General features: G+C 36.9%; 20 protein-coding genes. 19 read left to right on the top strand and 1 reads right to left on the bottom strand.

Going from position 1 to position 21,612, the window contains the following annotated elements:
• Window positions 1–217 precede the first annotated feature (217 nt).
• Window positions 218–508, bottom strand: coding sequence for a hypothetical protein (locus WBM60_RS11390; protein WP_424278045.1), 291 nt, complete (start codon window positions 506–508; stop codon window positions 218–220).
• A 202-nt stretch (window positions 509–710) separates the two neighbouring features.
• On the opposite strand from WBM60_RS11390, the gene WBM60_RS11385 reads away from it, so the two are divergent.
• The 19 genes from WBM60_RS11385 to WBM60_RS11295 all read left to right on the top strand — a co-directional run bounded on the left by WBM60_RS11385 (window position 711) and on the right by WBM60_RS11295 (window position 21,533).
• Window positions 711–3,314: a DUF2339 domain-containing protein gene (locus WBM60_RS11385; protein WP_424283093.1), complete on the top strand. Its 2,604-nt coding sequence runs from the start codon at window positions 711–713 to the stop codon at window positions 3,312–3,314.
• Window positions 3,315–4,541, top strand: coding sequence for a DUF3999 family protein (locus WBM60_RS11380; RefSeq protein WP_424258946.1), 1,227 nt, complete (start codon window positions 3,315–3,317; stop codon window positions 4,539–4,541).
• A gap of 351 nt (window positions 4,542–4,892) precedes the next feature.
• Entirely contained in the window at window positions 4,893–5,654 is a 762-nt protein-coding gene (locus WBM60_RS11375) for a hypothetical protein (protein ID WP_424258945.1), read from the top strand.
• A gap of 29 nt (window positions 5,655–5,683) precedes the next feature.
• Complete coding sequence (locus WBM60_RS11370) at window positions 5,684–6,370, top strand: lysoplasmalogenase (RefSeq protein WP_424258943.1); 687 nt, start codon at window positions 5,684–5,686, stop codon at window positions 6,368–6,370.
• A complete protein-coding gene (locus WBM60_RS11365; RefSeq protein ID WP_424276476.1) occupies window positions 6,367–7,335 on the top strand; it encodes an NAD(P)-dependent alcohol dehydrogenase in 969 nt (322 codons plus the stop codon). The genes WBM60_RS11370 and WBM60_RS11365 overlap by 4 nt, the downstream gene beginning before the upstream one ends.
• A gap of 15 nt (window positions 7,336–7,350) precedes the next feature.
• Window positions 7,351–8,997 (top strand): ADP-ribosylglycohydrolase family protein, encoded by a 1,647-nt coding sequence (locus tag WBM60_RS11360; RefSeq protein WP_424283092.1) that lies wholly within the window; start codon window positions 7,351–7,353, stop codon window positions 8,995–8,997.
• 55 nt (window positions 8,998–9,052) lie between these two features.
• Entirely contained in the window at window positions 9,053–9,514 is a 462-nt protein-coding gene (locus WBM60_RS11355) for an SRPBCC family protein (RefSeq protein WP_424283091.1), read from the top strand.
• A 179-nt stretch (window positions 9,515–9,693) separates the two neighbouring features.
• Entirely contained in the window at window positions 9,694–10,143 is a 450-nt protein-coding gene (locus WBM60_RS11350; RefSeq protein ID WP_424283096.1) for a DUF2490 domain-containing protein, read from the top strand.
• Window positions 10,119–10,445, top strand: coding sequence for a DUF2490 domain-containing protein (locus WBM60_RS11345; protein WP_424283095.1), 327 nt, complete (start codon window positions 10,119–10,121; stop codon window positions 10,443–10,445). The genes WBM60_RS11350 and WBM60_RS11345 overlap by 25 nt, the downstream gene beginning before the upstream one ends.
• Before the next feature lie 181 nt (window positions 10,446–10,626).
• A complete protein-coding gene (locus tag WBM60_RS11340; protein WP_424283090.1) occupies window positions 10,627–11,199 on the top strand; it encodes a nuclear transport factor 2 family protein in 573 nt (190 codons plus the stop codon).
• A 143-nt stretch (window positions 11,200–11,342) separates the two neighbouring features.
• Entirely contained in the window at window positions 11,343–11,894 is a 552-nt protein-coding gene (locus WBM60_RS11335; RefSeq protein WP_424276467.1) for a GNAT family N-acetyltransferase, read from the top strand.
• A 52-nt stretch (window positions 11,895–11,946) separates the two neighbouring features.
• Complete coding sequence (locus tag WBM60_RS11330) at window positions 11,947–13,986, top strand: S9 family peptidase (RefSeq protein ID WP_424283089.1); 2,040 nt, start codon at window positions 11,947–11,949, stop codon at window positions 13,984–13,986.
• A 14-nt stretch (window positions 13,987–14,000) separates the two neighbouring features.
• Window positions 14,001–15,143: a BamA/TamA family outer membrane protein gene (locus WBM60_RS11325; RefSeq protein ID WP_424278440.1), complete on the top strand. Its 1,143-nt coding sequence runs from the start codon at window positions 14,001–14,003 to the stop codon at window positions 15,141–15,143.
• Window positions 15,144–15,357: 214 nt separating this feature from the next.
• Entirely contained in the window at window positions 15,358–15,753 is a 396-nt protein-coding gene (locus WBM60_RS11320; RefSeq protein ID WP_424261996.1) for a DUF302 domain-containing protein, read from the top strand.
• 25 nt (window positions 15,754–15,778) lie between these two features.
• Window positions 15,779–17,563 (top strand): DUF885 domain-containing protein, encoded by a 1,785-nt coding sequence (locus tag WBM60_RS11315; RefSeq protein ID WP_424276438.1) that lies wholly within the window; start codon window positions 15,779–15,781, stop codon window positions 17,561–17,563.
• A 60-nt stretch (window positions 17,564–17,623) separates the two neighbouring features.
• Entirely contained in the window at window positions 17,624–18,481 is an 858-nt protein-coding gene (locus WBM60_RS11310) for a DUF5694 domain-containing protein (RefSeq protein WP_424263994.1), read from the top strand.
• Window positions 18,482–18,557: 76 nt separating this feature from the next.
• Window positions 18,558–19,364: a sulfurtransferase gene (locus WBM60_RS11305; RefSeq protein WP_424278565.1), complete on the top strand. Its 807-nt coding sequence runs from the start codon at window positions 18,558–18,560 to the stop codon at window positions 19,362–19,364.
• Window positions 19,361–20,326, top strand: a complete 966-nt coding sequence (locus WBM60_RS11300) for an MBL fold metallo-hydrolase (RefSeq protein WP_424283088.1) — start codon at window positions 19,361–19,363, stop codon at window positions 20,324–20,326. Before WBM60_RS11305 ends, WBM60_RS11300 begins: the two co-directional genes overlap by 4 nt.
• A 316-nt stretch (window positions 20,327–20,642) precedes the next feature.
• On the top strand, window positions 20,643–21,533 hold the full coding sequence (locus WBM60_RS11295; protein ID WP_424264000.1) for a class II glutamine amidotransferase: 891 nt from the start codon (window positions 20,643–20,645) through the stop codon (window positions 21,531–21,533).
• Window positions 21,534–21,612 lie beyond the last annotated feature (79 nt).

Raw genomic sequence — 21,612 nt, 5'->3', positions numbered from 1 at the left:
CCCTTTGAATTCCATTGGAAATATCTCTGGGATGAGTAATATAAAGCCCAATATCAATTAATTCCTTCCAGAGTTTATCAGAGGCCCTGATTGCAATCCTTTGATGTTCCCCAAAAATTTCCTTGCCTGCCCCCTTTTCAAAATAGAGTTTCATCTGATAACTAAAAACCGAAATATCTATAAAGGCCGCAAAAGAATCTTTACTAAAGATAGCACCCTAAGCCACGGGAATAGTATTCATTTTCCAAAATAAAGCCTGATTATCAATTCTGAAATCATCGGAAAAATACATGATACTATCAGCTGCTTCTGTAACCTTTCGGGCAAACCCACGAAAGTAATCATAAATGGTCAACCTTAACTCCAGGGTAGATATTTCAATAGCGTTTCCACTAGGAGTAACTGCAGACTTTTTTTTCTTTTGCTGCGCAATGGCTATCTGACTGACTAATGCCAGGATGAGAATAAACCCTTTAATTAAAGATAATCTTAGGGAAATATTGGCCATGACTATTGCGTGTATAGAATGCTTTTCAGATATCCTTATTTAATGGCACCTTAATGTTAAAAGTACTATATTTTTAAAACATTCTCCTCTCTTCAAAAGGATATTATTGCCCGCAAATAGCCATAGCTAAACTGGCTATACAATCTAATCCGGGAGACTGCGTTTCATTAAAGGATATATTCATCCCAATTATTACAGCCAAATGACTGAAAACCAGGATAATTTAAATAATCTTTCTAGGAAACTGGAAACACTCCTAAAAAGGCAGGATATTTTTTTAGAAGAAGTAAATGCCCTGAAAGCAGAAATATACCAGTTAAAACAGGCAGAAATTAAACAACCTTCGGAAAAAAAAGAAACAATTGAGGATAAACCCTCGTACCAATCCGGTAATGCATCCAAGCCTGTTATGGCATCCGAGCCTGTTGCGGCATCCCAGCCGGGTACAGCATCCAAAAAATTGTACAGGGATGTCAACCATAGAATCTTAGGAGGTGTTTGTTCCGGGATAGCAGAATATCTTGGGCTCAATAAAATTTTGATACGTTTTCTTTGGTTGCTATTTTCCTTCTTTTTTGGCATTGGATTTTTGGCTTATATAATACTGTGGATCGCAATTCCTAAAATTAAAAAAACCTCAACAGTCCAAAAACCTTCACCAATCAGCACCGAAAAACCCCCAGTTGAGAAAAAACAGGTATTAGAGGAAAAGGCTGTTATATTCAACACTCCGGCTAGAAATCAAAAATCAAAAATAAATTTTGACTGGGAAAAATATATAGGTGAAAACTTAATTAATAAAATTGGTATTGCCATCCTGATTATTGGTGTGGGAATTGGTGCTAAATTTTCTATTGAGAACGACTTAATTAGCCCGTTAACAAGGGTAATATTGGGTTATCTGGTTGGATTGGGACTTTTGGGGACAGGACTGAAATTAAAAGTAAAATATGCAAATTTTAGCGCGGTATTAGTCAGTGGTGCTATGGCCATACTATATTTCATGACCTATGTTGCATACAGTTTATACGATCTGTTTCCTCAAATAGTTACATTCCTGTTAATGGTATTGTTTACGGTATTTATAATTATTGCTGCCTTAAACTATAACAAGCAAATTATAGCCCATATTGGGCTCGTAGGTGCATATGCAGTTCCTTTTCTGCTGGGTGACGATTCTGGCAAAATTGCCGTTCTTTTTGGTTATATGGCCATTATAAATACTGGAATACTTGTCCTGGCTTTTAAAAAATACTGGAAAGGACTTTATTTTTCGTCTTTCGTACTCACATGGTTGATTTTTGCTTCCTGGTATGCATCAGAATACCAAACCGAAGTACACTTTGGATTGGCTTTATGCTTTCTCACTTTGTTTTTCTCTATTTTTTATGTCACTTTTCTTGCTTTCAAATTACAACAAAAAGAAAAATTTGAAATCACTGATATTCTCTTACTACTGGCTAATTCATTCATTTTTTACGGGATTGGTTACAGCATTTTGGCAGGACACGAAACAGGATCACAGTTTTTAGGTGTATTTACAATTTTTAACGGTGTATTACATTTTGCAGTCAGCTCCTATATTTACAAACAAAAACTGAATGATAAAAACCTGTTCTATCTTATTTCAGGATTGGTTTTGGTTTTTATCACCATTGCTATTCCTGTTCAGCTCGATGGAAACTGGGTGACACTATTATGGGTTGGTGAGGCAGCATTATTGTTTTGGATTGGAAGAACAAAACAAATTCCTATCTATGAATACCTTTCATACCCTTTAATGCTTTTGGCAGTTATCAGCATTTATCAGGATTGGTCAACGGAGTATTATTTCGGCATTTTTGATTCAAGCGACGCAAAAATGACCCCGCTTCTTAACATTAACTTTCTAAGTTCGCTATTATTTATTGCCGCATTCAGTTATATTACTTTTTTAAATTCCAACAAAAAATATCTCCCTTCCTTAAGTTCCAGGAAAGAATTTCAGCAGTTAGTTTCTTTTCTAATTCCTGCCGTACTTCTGAGCACAATTTATATGGCCTTTAGACTGGAAATAGGAAATTATTTTGATCAACTTTTTGCGGACTCTAAATTAACCATGAATGAGTATGAAGAATTCTACAACTATGATCTCAGGAACTTCAAAACAATTTGGATCATCAATTATTCGCTGCTGTTTTTATCGGTGCTTTCCTTTGTGAATATCAAAAAGTTGAAAAACAGACAATTAGGATTAGTTAATCTTGCACTAATTATTGTTGCTGTCTCAATTTTTCTAACACAAGGATTATATGTACTCAGCGAGCTACGTGAGAGCTATTTGGAACAATCCTTATCTGCCTATTATCAGATTGGTGCCTTTAATGTTGCAATCCGATATATTTCATTTGCCTTTGTGGCAATAACCCTGATGTCTTGCTATACCTACATTCGAAAGGAATTTATGAAAGTTGATTTTAAAATGGCCTTCGATTTGTTATTTCATATATCCATACTTTGGATAACAACCAGCGAATTAATAAATTTATTGGATCTCTCAGGATCTTCCCAATCCTATAAACTTGGAATTAGCATATTTTGGGGCATTTATTCCTTGTTGCTGATTGTTTTGGGTATCTGGAAACAAAAAAAATACTTGCGCATAGGGGCCATAGCCCTATTTTCAATCACGCTGATGAAACTTTTCTTTTATGACATCTCTCACCTCAACACCATTTCAAAAACTGTTGTTTTTCTTTCACTGGGAATACTTCTTTTGATTATTTCATTTTTATACAACAAATTCAAACATAAAATTTCCGATTAATTGAAAGCGAAAATCAGTGCCTGTTTACTACTATTAATCTGTTCATATTCCTATGCACAAATTGATCAATATACCTATAGAAGAGAATTGCCGGGAATTACAGGCCAATGGCACAAAATAGTTTTGCCTGAAGAGGTTTTTGGAAAGGTTTCCCCGGATTTATCCGATATTCGGATATTTGGGCTAACAGAGTCCAATGACACTATTGAAGCTTCTTATATACTGCAGCATAAAACGGAAAAGGTACTTAGAACTGAAGTAAATTTCAAACTATTAAATACCACTTATAATGAAAAAGGGTATTATTTTACGATGGAAGTACCTACAGAAGATTCTGTAAATCAGATAATGCTGAATTTTAAACAGGATAATTTCGATTGGAAGCTGTCGCTGGAAGGAAGTCAAAATCAGCAGGAATGGTTTACTATTGTTGATGATTATCGAATTCTATCAATCAAAAACCCTGAAACAAGTTATCAATTTACCAAAGTTACTTTTCCGGAGACGAAGTACCGATATTTTAGAGTTCTTATAAAAAGCAAAGAAAAACCGGACTTGTCCTTTGCGAAAATTGAATTTAATAAGGTTACCAATGGTAGTTATAATAAATACCCTATTGAAAAATCAGAAAGTATTGAAGATAAAAAACAGAAACTTACGCTTGTTGAAATTGGTTTAAAAGCACCTGTTCCAATTAGTTCTATTAAAATTGATATTCAAAATACATTCGACTATTACCGACCAATTACCATATCCTATATATCTGATAGTGTAAAAACAGAAAAGGGATGGAAATATCAGTATCGGCAATTAACTTCAGGGACACTTAGTTCCTTTGAGAAAAATGAATTCGTATTTGAAAGTACAGTCCTTCAAAAACTAAAAATCAGCATCTACAATCAGGACAATACACCTCTAACAGTTCATAAGCTAACCGCAAAGGGATACGTTCATGAATTAATTGCCAGGTTTACAGAACCCGCAACTTATTTCTTAGCCTATGGGAACAAAAAAGCAAATAAACCAAACTACGATATTGAACGCTTTGCCTCAAAAATTCCGGACACCCTAACTGCTTTAAATTTTGGAAAAGAGCAGCTCATTGATCAAAAGGAAGTTCTCGTCACCGAACCCTTGTTCAAAAATAAAAATTGGTTGTGGGCCCTTATGACAGTACTCATAATAGTACTTGGATGGTTTTCGGTAAAAATGATCAAAACAAAATAGTGTTTCCCTAAATTACTTCTGGCGATACTCTTTAAAGATACTTTTTTTTGTGATCATTATATGAACTGAACCTATTTCGTGACAGATCAATTACGCCACAGAAACTTTCAAACAGGTATATTGATTCTTTAGTTCTAAACTGAAATTTCGTATTTTTAAACAGTTAGAATATAATTCGTAAATTTTCTTTGAATTCCAATCTAATTAAATAATAAACTATCCCTCAGTACATATTATAGCCTATCACTAAGCAATGATAAAATTCTTCAGAGGGCCGAACGATAAGCAAAGGTCTGGTAGACCTTTGATAGTGAGGAGCCAGCTGAGGCGTGGGCAATTTAAATAATAACTATGGTTAAATTTTTTAGACATATTCGCCAAAGACTACTAACCGAAAACAAAATCAACAAATATTTATTATATGCAATTGGTGAAATCATTCTGGTTGTTATCGGAATTTTGATTGCCTTATGGATAAACAACCTCAATACAATAAAACAACAAAAAGAGGTAGAAAAGATTTATTTGTTGTCTCTTAAAGGAGAATTTGAGCAGAATTATGACCTTTTAAATGGGACCATAAAAAATAATGAGCAGTTAATTAATCACTTGGAAAATCTTTCCATGCTTTTTGATAAAAACGTATATGACACTATTACCGAAACTTCCGTAAATAAATATCTTTTTAATGCAATATCTCCAACAGTAGAATTTAACCCAAGTATGGGGGTATTGACTGAAATAATAAGTTCTGGTAACCTTAAAAATATTGAGAACTTTGAATTAAGACAGTATCTGGCTTCTTTTGGAAATTCTATAGAAAAATTAAAACAACATCAAACAGATGGAGCAAAATTCTACGACAAAGCCGTCGAACATTATTTAAAAGACGGCAATTTAAAAAAAACCATAAGAATAATGGGGAGAGAAGTTAAAGGGAATTCAAAATTTGAATCAATAAATAATAAAAACCTTTTTAATTCTGTGGAATTCGAAAATCATATATTCCTTTATACGAGAATTTCAAAAACCAAGAGCGCTCTTCATTATCTGCCCTTAAAAAATGATATCGAAAAAATAATTCAGATAATTGAATCTGAATTGAAAAATTAACGAGGGCTCAATCCCACAAACCTTTAAATATGGATGTTCAACAACTTAAAAATAATTGGATTTACAGTCTGTTATTATTTGCCGTACTATCGGCAATTATGGCGTTGAATACCTCTGAATTTTTTTATAAATCAGGATCAGCCGGAGTAGGTATAATCATTTTAATAATTCTCAACTTCAGAAAGACCAAACAACCCAATGATACCTGGATGATCATAGGTGCTTTTTTGTTTTCTATTGCCGGAGACTGGTTTATGTCCAATAAACTGGGAGACCCAATGATGTTTAGCAAGGGCATTGCACTATTTTTTATAGCACATGCCGGTTATCTGGGATTTGCTTTACTTAATGGTAAAATAAAATGGAGGTTTACGCTCCTTATCCTAATGGCCTATTTAGTGTTTTTCTTCCTTTTACTTTATCCCTCTATTGACGATAAGGTTCTCATGTATGCCGCACTGGTTTATTTGCTCATTTCGTGCCTGACTTTTGGTGCTTCTTTTGGAATTAACGGAGATACAGGTTTTAAATGGACTTATGTTTTTGGGATTTTTCTAATTGTATTTTCGGATACAATTATTGCGCTCACTGAATTTTTGGGATACACTAAACTTGATTTTATGATTTTACCTACCTACTATCTTGCGCATATTAGTATCACATTCTCATTAATTCGTAGAGAGAATTTACAGGAAAATAATATGGAAATCACATGAGAGCGTTGGTATATACAAAATACGGTTCACCAGAGGTTCTGCAGCTCAAGGAGATCGCAAAACCAACTCCTAAAGAGAATGAAGTTTTGGTAAAAATCCACGCTACAGCAGTGAATGATTACGACTGGAGTATGATTAGAGGGAAGCCCTACCTATATCGTTTACTGTATGGTATTCTAAAGCCAAAACACCAAATCCCCGGTATGGAACTGGCAGGAACTATTGAAGCTCTTGGTGCAAATGCAAATTCGTTTAAAATTGGCGATGCCGTATATGGAGATATTTCGGAATATGGTTTTGGCAGTTTTGCAGAATACGTATGCATTAATGAAAAAGCCTTGACCCTTAAACCCATCAAAATGAGTTTTGAGGAAGCCGCTTCAATCCCGCATGCAGCCATGTTGGCGGTACAGGGTCTGCTGGATATTGGCGGGCTTCAAAAAGGGCAGAAGATCCTGATTAATGGCGCAGGTGGCGGTATGGGGACATTCGCCTTACAAATTGCCAAGTTATATGATGCCGAAGTAACAGGAGTTGATTCAGGGGATAAGCTAAAGATGATGAAGGAGCTTGGTTTTGATTATATCATAGATTATAAAAAGGAGGACTTCACCAAAAATAAACAGGGTTATGACCTGATCCTCGATGCCAAGACCACCCGATCAACTTTCCGGTATTTAAGGGCATTAAACCCCAATGGAAAGTATGTAACCGTTGGTGGTTACCTGAACCGCCTTATTCCGATTATTATCCTAAAACCCTGGATTTCTGTTTTTAGTAATAAGCGTGTCCATATGGTTGCCCTAAAACCAAATAAAGATTTGGAATATATAAACGAAATTTTCGTCGCTGGTAAAATTAAACTGGTAATCGATGGTCCTTACGAACTAAGTGAAGTACCCGGGTTAATTCAGTATTTTGGTGAAGGAAGGCACCAGGGCAAAATAATAATAAAGAATAAATGAAATAAACAACTGGGAATGAAATATTTAAGATTATTTATTCTTGCGACTCTAATTACTAATATGGCCCTTGGCCAGATGACGGATAGTGCTGAAAATAAGGAGATAATTCATTACAAAATAAACAGAACAGAATACAAAGACAAGCTAAGAGGCTTCTGGCTTGGTAGCTGTATTGCCAATTGGACCGGTTTGCCAACAGAAAACGCACGCACCGATTTCCCATTTTTCACAGATTCAGATTTTGGTCCCGGCAAATATGATTATGTGCTGGACCAAAACCCATGGGGAGCTGATGATGATACTGATATTGAATATGTCTATCAGCATGCCATTGAAAAATATGACAATTTTATGCTAACAGGAGCACAAATAAGCACCGAGTGGCAAAAGCATATAGGCTTACCCAAACTATGGGTTTCCAACCTGGCGGCCCTGGGACAGATGCAGAACGGTGCAATACCTCCTGCTACATCTTTACCCGAAAACAACCCCATGTGGGACATGATAGATGCACAGCTAACTACAGAAATTTTCGGTGCTTTTGCTCCCGGCCGTCCTGATATTGCTTTAGAGATTGGGCACATACCGATTAGAACTACTGCATACCTGCATTCACAATGGGCTGCAGAGTTTTATATCATCATGTATTCGCTTGCCGCTATTGTGGATAAGTCTCTTTCCCCTAAAGATCAAATACTCTGGATGGCAGAATATGCCAGAAGGAGCATACCGAACTGGTCTTATATTGCCGATATGTATGATTTTGTTAAAGCAGCCTATGCTAATAATCCTGATAAAGAAAATTGGGAAAAAACACGTGATGAAGTGGCCAATCGCTATCAGTACTCGGTAACGGCCGGATACCATTATAAATACCCGTGGGATTCAGGAATTAATTTTGCAGCATCAATAGTTAGTCTATTATATGGAGAAGGAGACTATAAAAAAACTATACGTATTGGAGCTATGTCCGGCTGGGACTCAGATAACCCTACCGCAACCTGGGGTGGACTTCTTGGTTTGCTTTATGGATATAAAGAACTACAGGTTCAATTTAACAAGACTGATTTCGCAGATGGCTATGATATAGCACGTACCCGATTTAATATGCCTATACCCCTGGACAATTTTAGCGATATGTCTGAACGGGGAATTGGTATTATTGATGCTATTGTTACCGGGGCTATGGGCGGCTCCATAAATGGTGAAAACTGGATTATTCCTGAAATGAGCTCAGAAATTACAGCTGCTTCTGTTCCCAAAACTAAAGTCTCCTGGCAAACAATTGAAGATAATGACCCCAGATGGAATTATAATGGCTTTGAAACACATAACGAGAATTGGAATGCCTCCGGTGCCACACTTACAAAGGGTTATGCGAATTGCACTGCGGAGCTAAACTTTAACGGAACAGCCGTTCAATATTACGCCTACAGAAGCCCAAGGGGTGGTATTGTTAGCATAAATGTTGATGGAATTTCTTATGGGGAATTTAACCTGGAAGATCATTCGGGTACTCATGGCCAATACTATGTCAAAATTTTTGAAAAACTAGACCTGACCTCTGGTACACATACCATTCGAATAGTTGGTGATGTAAAAGATACCGAAAAAACAATTGATATGCTTTCAATAATAGAGGATCCCAGTTCCAAAGAATAATACTATTAATTATAAAATATTTACTTAAACATATAATTACAATCAAAACATAAAAATGATGAGTAATACTAACGATTTAAGCAATCGTACATTAACAATTGAAAGAACGTTCAACGCACCCATTCAATTAGTTTGGGATGCCTGGACACAAGCCGGAAAAATTTCACTTTGGTGGGGACCAAAAGGGATGCAGACTAAAGTAATCCAGCACGACTTTAAAGTTGGCGGTACCTGGAAATATACTATGGAGATGCCGAACGGAAATGAATTTATTACGGAAGGTGTGTATTCAGAAATAGCAGAGCTCGCAAAAATAACTTCATCCGCAGATTTCAAACCAATGACGGAGGGTGTAGAAATACAGGCCCAATTTGAGGCAAAGGGAGATAAAACCAATTTTATTTTTAAAGTAGTTCACCCAACAGCGGAATATTGCCAACAACAAGAAAAGATGGGCTTTTACAAGGGTTGGGATTCCACTTTTGACAGACTGAACGAGTACCTCCAGATGGAATAGCCCTCTTCCGCTGCCATCTTTTTCACTTTGAGAAAACGGAATTGTACTTCTTCGTTATAAAACAGGTTCCCTGTTACAAACTCAAAAAATTACTTTTTCTCTTTTTATCGTACTTCGATAAGATATATTTGCAGAAAATTGGAATAGTGATCCGTATCAGGATAAAAAGCCTTTGATTAATTCTCTTTTTCCTTTCTGTTTGCATAAATGCACAAACTGAAACAGAACCACCAACCAAAAATGTAAATCAGCAGTCTCAGACCTGGATTTCACTTAACAGTGTTTTTCAGCTTACCAATCATTGGTCCGGCCTGGCCGACCTACATATTCGGCGTAGCAATTTTGTAAAAGATCCGAGTTTTAATTTTATCCGTTTTGGGGCTCGATACGGCTTTAACGACAATCTGAAGATCTCCGCGGGCTATGCACACCTCTGGCTGGCCAAAGACGAAAACTGGACCCTTTATCTAAACGAAAACAGGATATACCAGGAGTTTATTCTGGCAGACACCTACCCTACTTTTAGCGGCTTGTTTAGAATACGGACGGAGCAGCGTTTTTTTAACAATATTCAGGATGGGACATCCTTGAAGGATGACAATTTATTAACCGCATCCGGTTTTTGTTGAGTGTTAGCATCCCTTTTAAACAGGGCGGTAAAACTTCTTTTTTAGTTGCGAATGAAATCCACCTTAATTTCGGGAAGGAAGTCGTGTTCAATACTTTTGATCAAAATCGGTTTACAGTGGGTATCAAACAAAAACTAAATAAAAGCTGGAGTTTTGACTGCGGTTATATGTTGGTCTACCAGCAGTTGCTCAGTGGTACAGACTATAACCTGAACCATACCTTCCGCCTATTCTTTTATGGCAATTTTGATCTGCGGAAAAATAAGGGAGAACAGATTAAGCACGGCCAGACGATAGACTAAACACTTCCATTTCTCTGGTAGAAACACCACGGACTCGCTTCAAACCTTTTTTCCCCTGCTTATAGCACAAGTATTAGACTTCTGTAATCGAGCCAAATAATAAGAATGCACGATTTCATGAAAAAACCGTATCTTGGAAGCAACTCCCCCGTATATACTAACCTTTAAAAAAACTAGAACAATGAAAACAAAACTGTTTGGACTACTAATGCTTGCTGTATTGACCCTTTTCAGCTGTAAAGAAAAAGAACAAGAGGTCGAGGTGCTTGTAGAGGAAACTGAGGCTCCGGATTCTGCGGACTATGATAAAAAAGTGGCGGTTATTCGCGCTTTTTTTCAGGCACATAGCGACGAAGATTTAGACGCTCAAAGTGCTTTGCTCGCTGATGATATGAATTGGAGCCCTCCGGCTTATAATGGAAACCAATGGTTAGGCAAAGAAGATCTTCTGGCAGCCCTAAAAAGCTATCATGATAACTTTGACAATATTAAATATGCCGAAGGTATTGTCATGCCGGATTCTACGGCCAATGGCTTCTGGTCCGGATCTGTTTTCCCCGGGCAAAATGCAAATGCCAGCGCCGGGGTAATACGGGTATATGGCACCTGGACCGCAACTCATACAGAAAGCGGAAAAGAAATAGGCGTTAAATTTTTTAATCTTTCTTCGGTCAACGAAGAGGGGAAGATTGTACAGTCATCCGACTATTTTGATGTGAATGGCCTTGCAGCACAGATTGCAGCGCAAGAATAACCCATTGCGAATTAAAATCTAAGGTGGTCAAAATTTTGACCACCTTTTTAATTTCCTGTTATTTTCAGATGCAGAAAAAAGTAAATCATTTTCGAAATAAAAGTTAGTTTGAAAAATAAATCTATAAATTCAGCCTAAAAATTATGAAGAAAAAATATTTTTTAATCAGTTGTTCGTTAATAGTACTTTTTTCAATTACCATGTGTTCACAAACCAAACCATTTGTTCCAAAAGACTTTAAAATTCCTGATACACTGGAAAATCATAAGCTGCGCATACGGATGCTTACCGTGAATGACTTAGTTAAAGACTATGATGCGGTGATGACCAGTATTGATCATTTGCAGAAAATGTTTCCTGTATCTAGCTGGCCTACCAAAGACTTAACTTTTGAACAGGATTTGATTGATTTGGGATGGCACCAGAAAGAATTCCAAATGAGAAGTTCATTTGCCTATACCGTAGTTTCTTTAGATGAAAGCGAAGTACTTGGATGTCTTTATATCAATCCCACCACAAAGGGTGATTATGATGCCAGAATAACTATGTGGATTCGAACAAGTATGCTGGATAAAGGCCTGGATGATATACTTTTTAATACTGTTAAAGAATGGATTGAAAAAGACTGGCCCTTCAAAAAAGTTGCTTATCCAGGAAGGGAGATAGCTTGGGAAGATTGGAAATCATTAAATTAGAGTTTGATTTCGCACCAACCATAAACCTTGTGTTAATAATTTTTAATGCCCTATGAAAAATATATTCCTGATTCTTCTTGTCTCCACCTATCTGGGTTTCTTAAATGCCCAAACACCTAAATCCCCTTCTTTTGAGGATATTATTTCTTTGAGATCTTTTTATAATGCTGTGATTTCGCCGTACGGCAACCACATTGTATTTGAGTCGCAAGCTACAGATTGGAAAGAAAACAAGTATGACAGGGAATTATGGCTTTCAAAGAACGGGGGTAAACCATTTCAGCTAACCAATAATCTTAAAGAGAGTAGTACCAACCCTGAGTGGTCACCAGATGGCCAATGGATTGCTTTTCTGTCCAAACGAGGTGAAAAAACCCAAATACACGTAATTCGAGTGGATGGTGGAGAAGCTTTTCAGGTTACGCATACTGATAACAACATCAAGGATTTTGAATGGTCACCGGACAGTCAAAAAATTGCATTTCTTCAATCTGAAGACAAATCCAAAGAAGAAAAAAAACGTAAAGAAAAATATGGAGGTTTTGCTGTAGAAGATGAGGAATACAATTTAAATCAGATTTGGGTAGCAGATTTCAAACCAGCGCAATTAAACCAAAAACTACGACCAGATCAGCTAAAGGATACTGTTTATGCCGAAAAGCTCAAAGCCAAATTATTACTGGATAGTGCAGCGTTTTCCATTAATAGATTTAAATGGTCTCCGGATGGCAAGAAAATAGCAATGGAACATCAACCCGACCCTTTAATAAACAGTTTTTTCAAAGCCGATATTTCGATCTATGATATAGCTACAAAAACACACAAACTCCTGATAAATAATTTAAGTTACGATGGCCTAATAGATTGGTCCCCGGATGGCGATGCCATTCTTTATCAAACCAACCTCAACGATAGCATCTCTAATTATTATACAAACGGGAAGCTATTCAGAATTAATACAGACGGGTCACAAAATAAACAACTGGCAGCGGATTTTGATGAGGAAATCTCGCGTTTAAAGTGGACCAAAAATGGAATCTTCGGAATCGCATGGCAGAAGACTAAACGTCCTATACTAAGGATAAATCCGGAAAATGGAAAGACAAAAAGTTTGGCTGTCAACTCAGAGAGAATATGGAATTATTCCTTTTCAAAAGATGGTGAAAAAATAGCGTACACAGCTTCAAATGACAATGATTTAAGAGAAATCTACCATGGCGATTACCCCTTGAAAGATTCAAGAAAAATTACCGAGTCTACCATGCAACTAAACAATTGGTTAGTGGCTAAAAGTGAGGTTATTTCCTGGAAAAGTCAAGATGGGGCGGTCATTGAAGGTGTATTGCACAAACCTCAGGATTATGACCCTGCTAAAAAATATCCGCTGCTGGTAATCATTCACGGAGGGCCAACTGGCATCTCAACCCCCGGTCCTACCCCATCTTATGTTTATCCCATGGTCCAATGGCTTAATAAAGGGGCGTTGATATTACGACCAAATTACAGAGGATCTGCGGGTTACGGCGAAGCGTTCAGGTCCTTAAATGTCAAGAACTTAGGCGTCGGAGATGCATGGGACGTATTGTCCGGAGTGGCATATCTGGAAGACAAAGGTATCATTGATGGCAATAAAGTGGGTGCTATGGGGTGGAGCCAGGGTGGCTACATTTCTGCTTTTTTAACCACAAACTCAACAATATTCAAAGCTATTTCCGTAGGTGCGGGGATTTCTAACTGGATGACCTATTACGTAAATACTGATATTCACCCGTTTACCAGGCAATATTTAAAAGGAACACCATGGAGTGATAAAGAAATCTATGAGAAAACCTCTCCTATGACTAACATAAATAATGCTTCCACCCCAACGCTGATCCAACATGGTGAATTCGACAAACGAGTTCCGGTAGCAAATGCCTATGAATTATTCCAGGGTCTTCAGGATAAAGAGGTTAAAACCGAATTAATAATTTACAAAGGGTTTGGCCATGGTATAAATAAACCAAAAGAAAGGCTTGCTGCTACCTGGCACAATTGGAAGTGGTTTGGCAAATACATTTGGGGCGAAGAAATCGAAGTGCCCGAAGAATAAACAAAAGAAACAAAATGAAAATTAAATGCTTTAAATCAATTTTCAAAAATAATATTTTCCTTTGTTCAATATTCCTGTGTGCTTACATCTCATTTAGCCAGGATTCTATTTCAATTGATTCGGTATTCGATAAAAACTCCAAAACCTTTGTGGCTGTTCCGTTAATTACAAATAATCCCACTATGGGTACAGGGTTTGGGGGTCTTGGAATGTATTTTTTTAAACTCAAGAAGGATGATGAAGGTTCCCCACCCTCTCTCATCTCCCTTTATGGTATTTACAGCACCAATAATAGTTATTTAATTGCCCCTTTTGGACGCTTTTTTTGGAATGAAGATAAAAACAGAGCAACTTTTGGCATTGGCACTTTAAAAATAAACAATGATTTTCTTTATGAAGAACAGGGAAACGACCTTCGCCTGGTCTATTCTGAACTAAGAACTTTTGTTTCTGCAGAATACAGTCGTAAAGTCATTGGAGATTTCTATTTGGGATTATTATATCTGGGAACCAAAACCAGTTACAAGTTCGATCAGGGCTCGGATGAAGAAAATGAGTTTACTAAAGATTTTTTTGAACAAAATGGTATTCAGGATAACTTTGTTTCCAGTATTGGGCTTAATTTTTCTTTTGATAATAGAGACTACCCCTATTACCCAACCAGAGGATTAAGTTTCAGTGTTCGCCCAAAACTCAATGCAGACTGGCTTGGAAGTGATAATAACTATGTAGATACCGACTATTCCTTTAACTATTTCTATTCTTTTAAAGAAAATCAAATATTAGCCTTTGATCTTTCCGGTGGCTTTGCGTTTGGAGATGTTCCTTTTGATGGGTACCAAAACTACGGCGTTCGTAACAGTTTAAGGGGATACCAAACCGGCAAATATAAAGGTCGGTATATGATTGCATTGCAAGCTGAATACAGGTGGCGTTTCTACAGAAAATGGGGGGCGGTATTTTTTGCCGGAACAGGCAGTATTTGGGGAAATGAAAATAACGGTGAAGAAGAGTTTGAACGAGAATGGTTACCAAGCGCAGGAATGGGTGTGCGATATATGGTTTCTAAAGCTAAAAAGATAAATATTCGCCTGGATTACGCCTTGGGCGTTGATGGAAATGAAGGTTTTTATTTTGGAGTAATGGAAGCTTTTTAGCCCTGTTAATGGATGTCAAGAGAAAAATAAGCGACTTTGGTGAAAATAGCATCTAACCATTAGACCATTTCCTCAAGCACTTAAATCTAAATGAAGGTTATCTCCTTCTTCAATTCGTATTAATTAAGTATATTTCTGCTATAGAAAATCCGGTAGTCATTTTGACTATTATTATCTTTTTTGGCATTAACAATTACTAAATATATATCACGCAATGAGTTATTATTTTAATACCCTTATAAAGGGAAAAAGCTTTGAAGAAGCGATCGAAAAAGTTACGGCAGAACTTAAAAAAGAAGGTTTCGGCGTACTCACCGAAATCGATGTGAAAGAAACATTGAAAAATAAAATCGACGTTGATTTCAAGAAATACAAGATTTTAGGGGCCTGTAATCCTCATTTTGCATATAAAGCATTGCAAAGTGAAGATAAAATTGGGGTTTTCCTTCCTTGCAATGTTATTGTTGAAGAGCATGAAAACGGGGAGATTGAAGTTTCCGCCGTCGATCCAATTGCATCTATGAGCCCGGTTAAAAATGAGACTTTGGGCAGTCTTGCATCGGAGGTTCAGGAAAAGCTTATGAAGGTGATTAAGAACCTCAACTCCTAAAAATAATATTAAAAGCATAATTCATATGATAAATTACCTGAAAGACCCGCAAGGAGCATTTCTTGCCTTAATCCTTCTGTTCTTCTGTCTTAATTCTTCCATCAGTTATGCCCAGGATATTCCTGAATGGATCACAAAAAGTAATCAATATACCGGGAAACTACTCGATGTAATTGCAAAGAATAATCCGGAATCTGCGGCAAGACTTGGTGTAGATGGATTTGATGATAAAATTTCTGATTTATCGGAGGGATTTAATGAAAGAGCCCTCGTGGATCTGGATGGGGTCAACCAATATTTCAAAGCCCAACTAGCCTCAACTGAAGATGATCTTATAAAACAAGACCTTCTAATCTTAATAGAAAGTACAGCAAACGAGATAGAAGAAATTCAATTAACTGAAGCCAATTTACTACCCTATTACAATGCTACAAGCAGGATATATAACGGAATCCGTGGTTTATTGGAAGATCGCATTCCTGCGGAGCGCAGGCAGGCGGCCCTGGTACGTTTAAAAAAATATGTGGGTAGTGAAAAAGGCTATGTACCCTTAACAAACCTGGCGCGCGAAGAAATGCAAAGGGAATGGAACAAAAACAGGAACAGAATTGCTCCTTATAAGGAAGAGGTAGAGCGCGACCTTAAAACAAGTGAAGAGTATATAAAAGAAATTGAAGTCTTGTTTAAAAAATACGAGATCAAAGGATTTGAAAAGGATTATAAAAAGTTGGTTTCCCAGTTGGAAAGTTATCAAGATTATATCCGCGACGAGGTTTTACCCAACACCAGAACAGACTTTAAACTTCCCCTTGCTATCTATTCATATAATTTAAAGGAATATGGGGTGGATATGCCTATAGAAGAATTACAACGTAGGGCAATGGTGGCTTTTAAAGAACTGCAGACGCAATTGCAGGTCCTGGGAAAAATTATCGCAGAAAAAAATAATTATCCGTCTGACGACTACAGGGATGTTCTTCGCTCTATGAAAAAAGAACAGCTAGACAGTGCAAACATTTTAACGGTTTACAGACAGCAGATCAAGGAGATTGAAGCAATTATAAAAGACCAGCAAATATTGACTTTACCCGACAGAGAAATGACAATTCGTCTGGCTTCCCCGGCAGAAAGTGCCGCTGCACCCGCTCCGTTTATGAGCCCTCCAAGACTTATTGGGAATACTGGTGAATATGGCGAATTTGTTCTGCCCTTAAAAGCGACCGGAGGTTCAGATGGGACTTCCTTAAAAATTGATGATTTTACACACCTCTCCGCTTCATGGCCTTTGACCGCACATGAAGGCCGTCCCGGTCATGAATTGCAGTTTACAGCAATGGTAGAAAGAGGTGTTTCACAGGCACGGGTCATCTTTGCTGCTAACAGTGTAAATATAGAAGGTTGGGCCTTGTATTCGGAAGAGATAATACTACCATTTCTGCCTATTGAAGGGCAGTTTATGACTCTTTGGAGCAGATTGGTACGTTCCGGGCGTGCTTTTCTTGATCCTGGATTGAATTTAGGTACGATTACACCGGAGGATGCCAGATATATATTAAGTCAGGAGATTGTTTTATCTGAGGCATTGGTGCGGTCAGAATTGGAACGGTACCAGTTTAGAGCGCCCGGACAAGCCACCTCTTACTTTAATGGTTACCTAAGATTGATGGAATTAAGGGCGGAAACTGAACTAATTTTAGGAGAAAAGTTCGATCAACTGGCTTTTCACGATTTTGTTTTAGGACAGGGACTACTTCCTCCCAAATTAATTAAAAAGGCTGTTCTGGAAGAGTTTATTCCTGCCTATAAATAAAATCCGGACCGTGATAACACATGTATACAGCACATATAAATAAAATAATAATTGATTTTAATGAAGCTTATCTCCTTATTAATAGTCCTTATAATTCTATTCTCTTGTTCTCAAAAAAATGAGTCCATTGCAGAGCCAAAATTAAAACCGGCATCCGAATACTTTCCAAAGGAAAAGACCAAAGTATTGGTGGTTGGGACTTTTCACTTTGATTATCCAGGCCTGGATGTTAATAAAACCGCAGATGAAGATAAAATTGATGTTTTAGTAGAGCCCAAGAAGTCAGAAGTAACAGAAGTGGTAGAGTATATAAAAGCATTTCAACCTACAAAAATTGCCATTGAGGCCTTTGAAGAATGGAAGGCTACAGATAAATTAAGAGGTTACAATGAAGGTAAGTATAGGGACGAAAGAGACGAACGCTTTCAGCTTGCCATTAGATTGGCTTCTGAGCTAAAACTAGACACTTTGTATAGCATTAACGCTACATCCTATGATGAAGATTTGGTAAAGCTCGATTCCATATATTTTGAAAAGCTATTTCGGGATTTCGATTTTGAAAATGCAGATCCCTACAATGCATATTATCGGGAATGGTATAAAGAAGAAGCTCGGAATATTCCAAACATAAATTTACTGGAATATTTAAAGCATATTAATTCCAGAGAATCGCATCAGTATGGGTTTGGCGTATATTTAGTAGGTGACTTTAAGTTAGATAACGGAAGAGGTGCTGATATTTTATCTATTTGGTGGTACAACAGAAATTTGAGGATTTTTAGAAAATTACAGGAGATTACAGAAAATAAAGATGACAGGATACTGATGATTTTTGGTAATGGTCATGCTGAAATACTGCGACAACTTTTAGAGTCTTCTCCGGAATATGAATTTATTGAATTTGATAAACTCCAATAGGCCTTGGAAATTGATAAAATGTTGAATAATGTTATTTAAAAAAGTTAGTCTGCGCTCACTAAAACCAAAAATATAAATGACAGAACCACTAGTATCTTCCTCCTGGTTAAATAATAATTTGGAAGATCCCGATTTAATAGTTTTAGATGCCAGTCCAAAAACCGAAAAACCTGATTTTGAAAACATCGGTATCAAAGGGGCCAGACATTTCGATCTGAAATATGAGTTTAGTGATACGGCCAGTGAACTTCCCAACACCCTTCCAAGTCCTAAACAATTTGAAAATAGCTGTAGAAAATTAGGAATTAATAATTCAAGTAAAATTGTAGTATATGACAATCTTGGGATTTACATAAGCCCCAGGGTTTGGTGGATGTTCAAAGTAATGGGGCACCAAAATATAGCTGTCCTCAATGGTGGCCTGCCCGAATGGATAAGTCAGGGCTATGAGACCGTACAGCAAAAAGAAAATAATATTAAACCAGGTGATTTTGAGTCAAAATTTCAACCCGAAATGGTTAAAGATTATGATTTTGTATTGTCCAATGTAATCTCACAAGCTTCCGTCTTAATTGATGCACGTTCCCCCGGTCGATTTAACGGGATAGCCCCGGAACCGCGTGAAGGTTTACCAAGCGGGAATATACCAGCCTCTTTAAATTTACCTTACACGGAAGTATTGGAACAAGGAAAGTATAAATCTAAAAAAGCGCTTAAAGCAATTTTCAATAAACTTGATATTAATGAAAAACCCCTGGTTTTCAGTTGTGGTTCAGGAGTTACGGCTTGTATTATATTACTGGCAAGTGAGTTTGTATTAATGAATGATAAATCTGTTTATGATGGTTCTTGGACAGAATGGGCCCAAATTAAAAATAAATGAAAAAACTGATTTACCTTTTACTGGCAGGCGTTTGCTCATGCAATCCTTCCCCGGATAAAAAAACAGCTGTCAGCGTATCTGAACAGATTGCGCCATCACAAACTTCTTTGATAGTTCTTGGTAATGTACAAGACGCCGGTTCACCACATATTGCCTGTAAAAAGGAATGTTGCCGCGCACTCTTTCAAAACCCTGATGACAGCAGAAAAGTGGTCTCTTTGGGCGTTGTTGATCCGGAAAACAACAAAAAATACCTCTTTGAAGCCACTCCGGATATGACGGAACAGTTTAAAATATTAAAGAGTTACCTCCCAAAAAATCAAAACGAGATAGGTGATGGCATTTTTCTTACACATGCTCATATTGGGCATTATACAGGCCTGATGTATCTCGGAACAGAAGCGATGGGTGCTTCAAATGTCAATGTGTTTGCAATGCCTGTTATGGATTCCTATATAAGGAATAACGGTCCCTGGAGTCAGCTGGTTAGGAATCAGAATATTTCTCTGCAATCTTTGAATAATAAACAGGAAATCTCGCTTACTTCAAATTTAAGCGTTATCCCTTTTCTTGTGCCACATAGGGATGAATATTCAGAAACTGTAGGATACAAGATTATCGGTCCGAATAAAACCGTTCTTTTTATCCCGGATATTGATAAATGGCATAAATGGAATACAAATATTGTTGCTGAGATAAAAAAAGTGAACTATGCCTTTCTCGATGCCGGATTTTTTAGTGAAAAGGAAATAGATAACAGGGATATTTCAGAGATTCCACACCCAACGGTATTGGAGAGCATGGAACTTTTTGATAAATTATCCGCTCATGAAAAAAACAAAGTTTGGTTTATTCATATGAATCACACAAATCCAATGCTAAATCCTGAAAGTGAACAATCCAAATTGGTATTATCCAAAGGGTATCATATAGCCCGATTTAAAGATATATTTACACTATAGAAAGGTTTAGTCCTCCTAAGTTATGGAAATCACATAAATTATATCTAATAATTTGGGAGCCAAATTATGGGAGCATCTGGGCTCTATACTTGTGCTATCCCAGCTGCGAAAACTTACTTCTTAATCAACCTACATAAGTGATTTTCTATTGGAATAGATTTCAGATTATGGTGGCTGAACTTCAAATATTAAAACTCTTTAATCCAAAAATTTAAAGACCTGAAAAGGCCCTTTTTAGTTTAAACTTTAGGGCGGAAAAGGTCTAAAATATAGTGCAAATTTCGTAACTTTATTGTGCTTTTAAAACCTAATTATTATGTGCAGATTTGTAGCCTATTTAGGAAGTCCGATAATCGTTGAAAATATACTAGTTAAGCCGGAAAATTCATTGGTTCATCAAAGTTTTGACGCTGAAGAATCTCTTATGACAGTAAATGGAGATGGTTTTGGCTTGGGTTGGTATTATAAAGATATTCAGGAAGAACCTGGATTATATAAATCGGTGTTACCAGCGTGGAATGATCAAAATTTATTGAACAATGCCTCCATCATTAAAACTACTTGTTTTTTGGCGCATATTAGAGCGGCCACGACTGGTGGTGTTTCACAGGAAAATTGTCATCCTTTTAAATACAACGAACATTTAATGATGCACAATGGAGGTATACAAGATTTCGAGAAAATAAAACTCGACTTAGTATCTCTTTTAGATGAAGAAGCGTTTTTATGGATTCAAGGACAGAGCGACACCCAATATATTTTGGCTTTATTCATGACGAATTTCAGGAAAATGGGTATTGAAAAACCCGCAACTCCAGAAGAATTAGTTGCCTGCTTCAACAAGACCTTTAGCGATATAGAAAATTTAAAACAAAGCAAGGGAATAAATAGCACATCCAATTATAATATAGTGCTGTCTAACGGCAATCGAATGATCGCTACACGCTATAGCACTGATGCCGCATCGGACAATCGTTCCCTTCATTTTGCAGAAAAGATCGCTTGCAGTTTTAATGATGAAACTGGAGATCTTGAAATAGAAGAGGATATCGTTAAAAGAAGTGCCGCTTTAATTTCGTCGGAAATGTTGACAGATGACAGGAATTTATGGAAAGAGATCCCTACCAACCATGCCGTATTTATTGATAGTGATATGCAAGTATCTCTACATAAATTAGCGGAAGTTAAAGACTATGCAATGAGATAGGTACATTATTTGCAATGGTAATTTAATTTTAAGCAATAATTTAGGCTTTATAGTAAAATATGGGGATATTTATTTTTGC

It is taken from the genome of Eudoraea sp., assembly GCF_049669105.1.
Taxonomy (GTDB): domain Bacteria; phylum Bacteroidota; class Bacteroidia; order Flavobacteriales; family Flavobacteriaceae; genus Eudoraea.
This window is presented reverse-complemented; position numbering and strand designations above follow the sequence as displayed.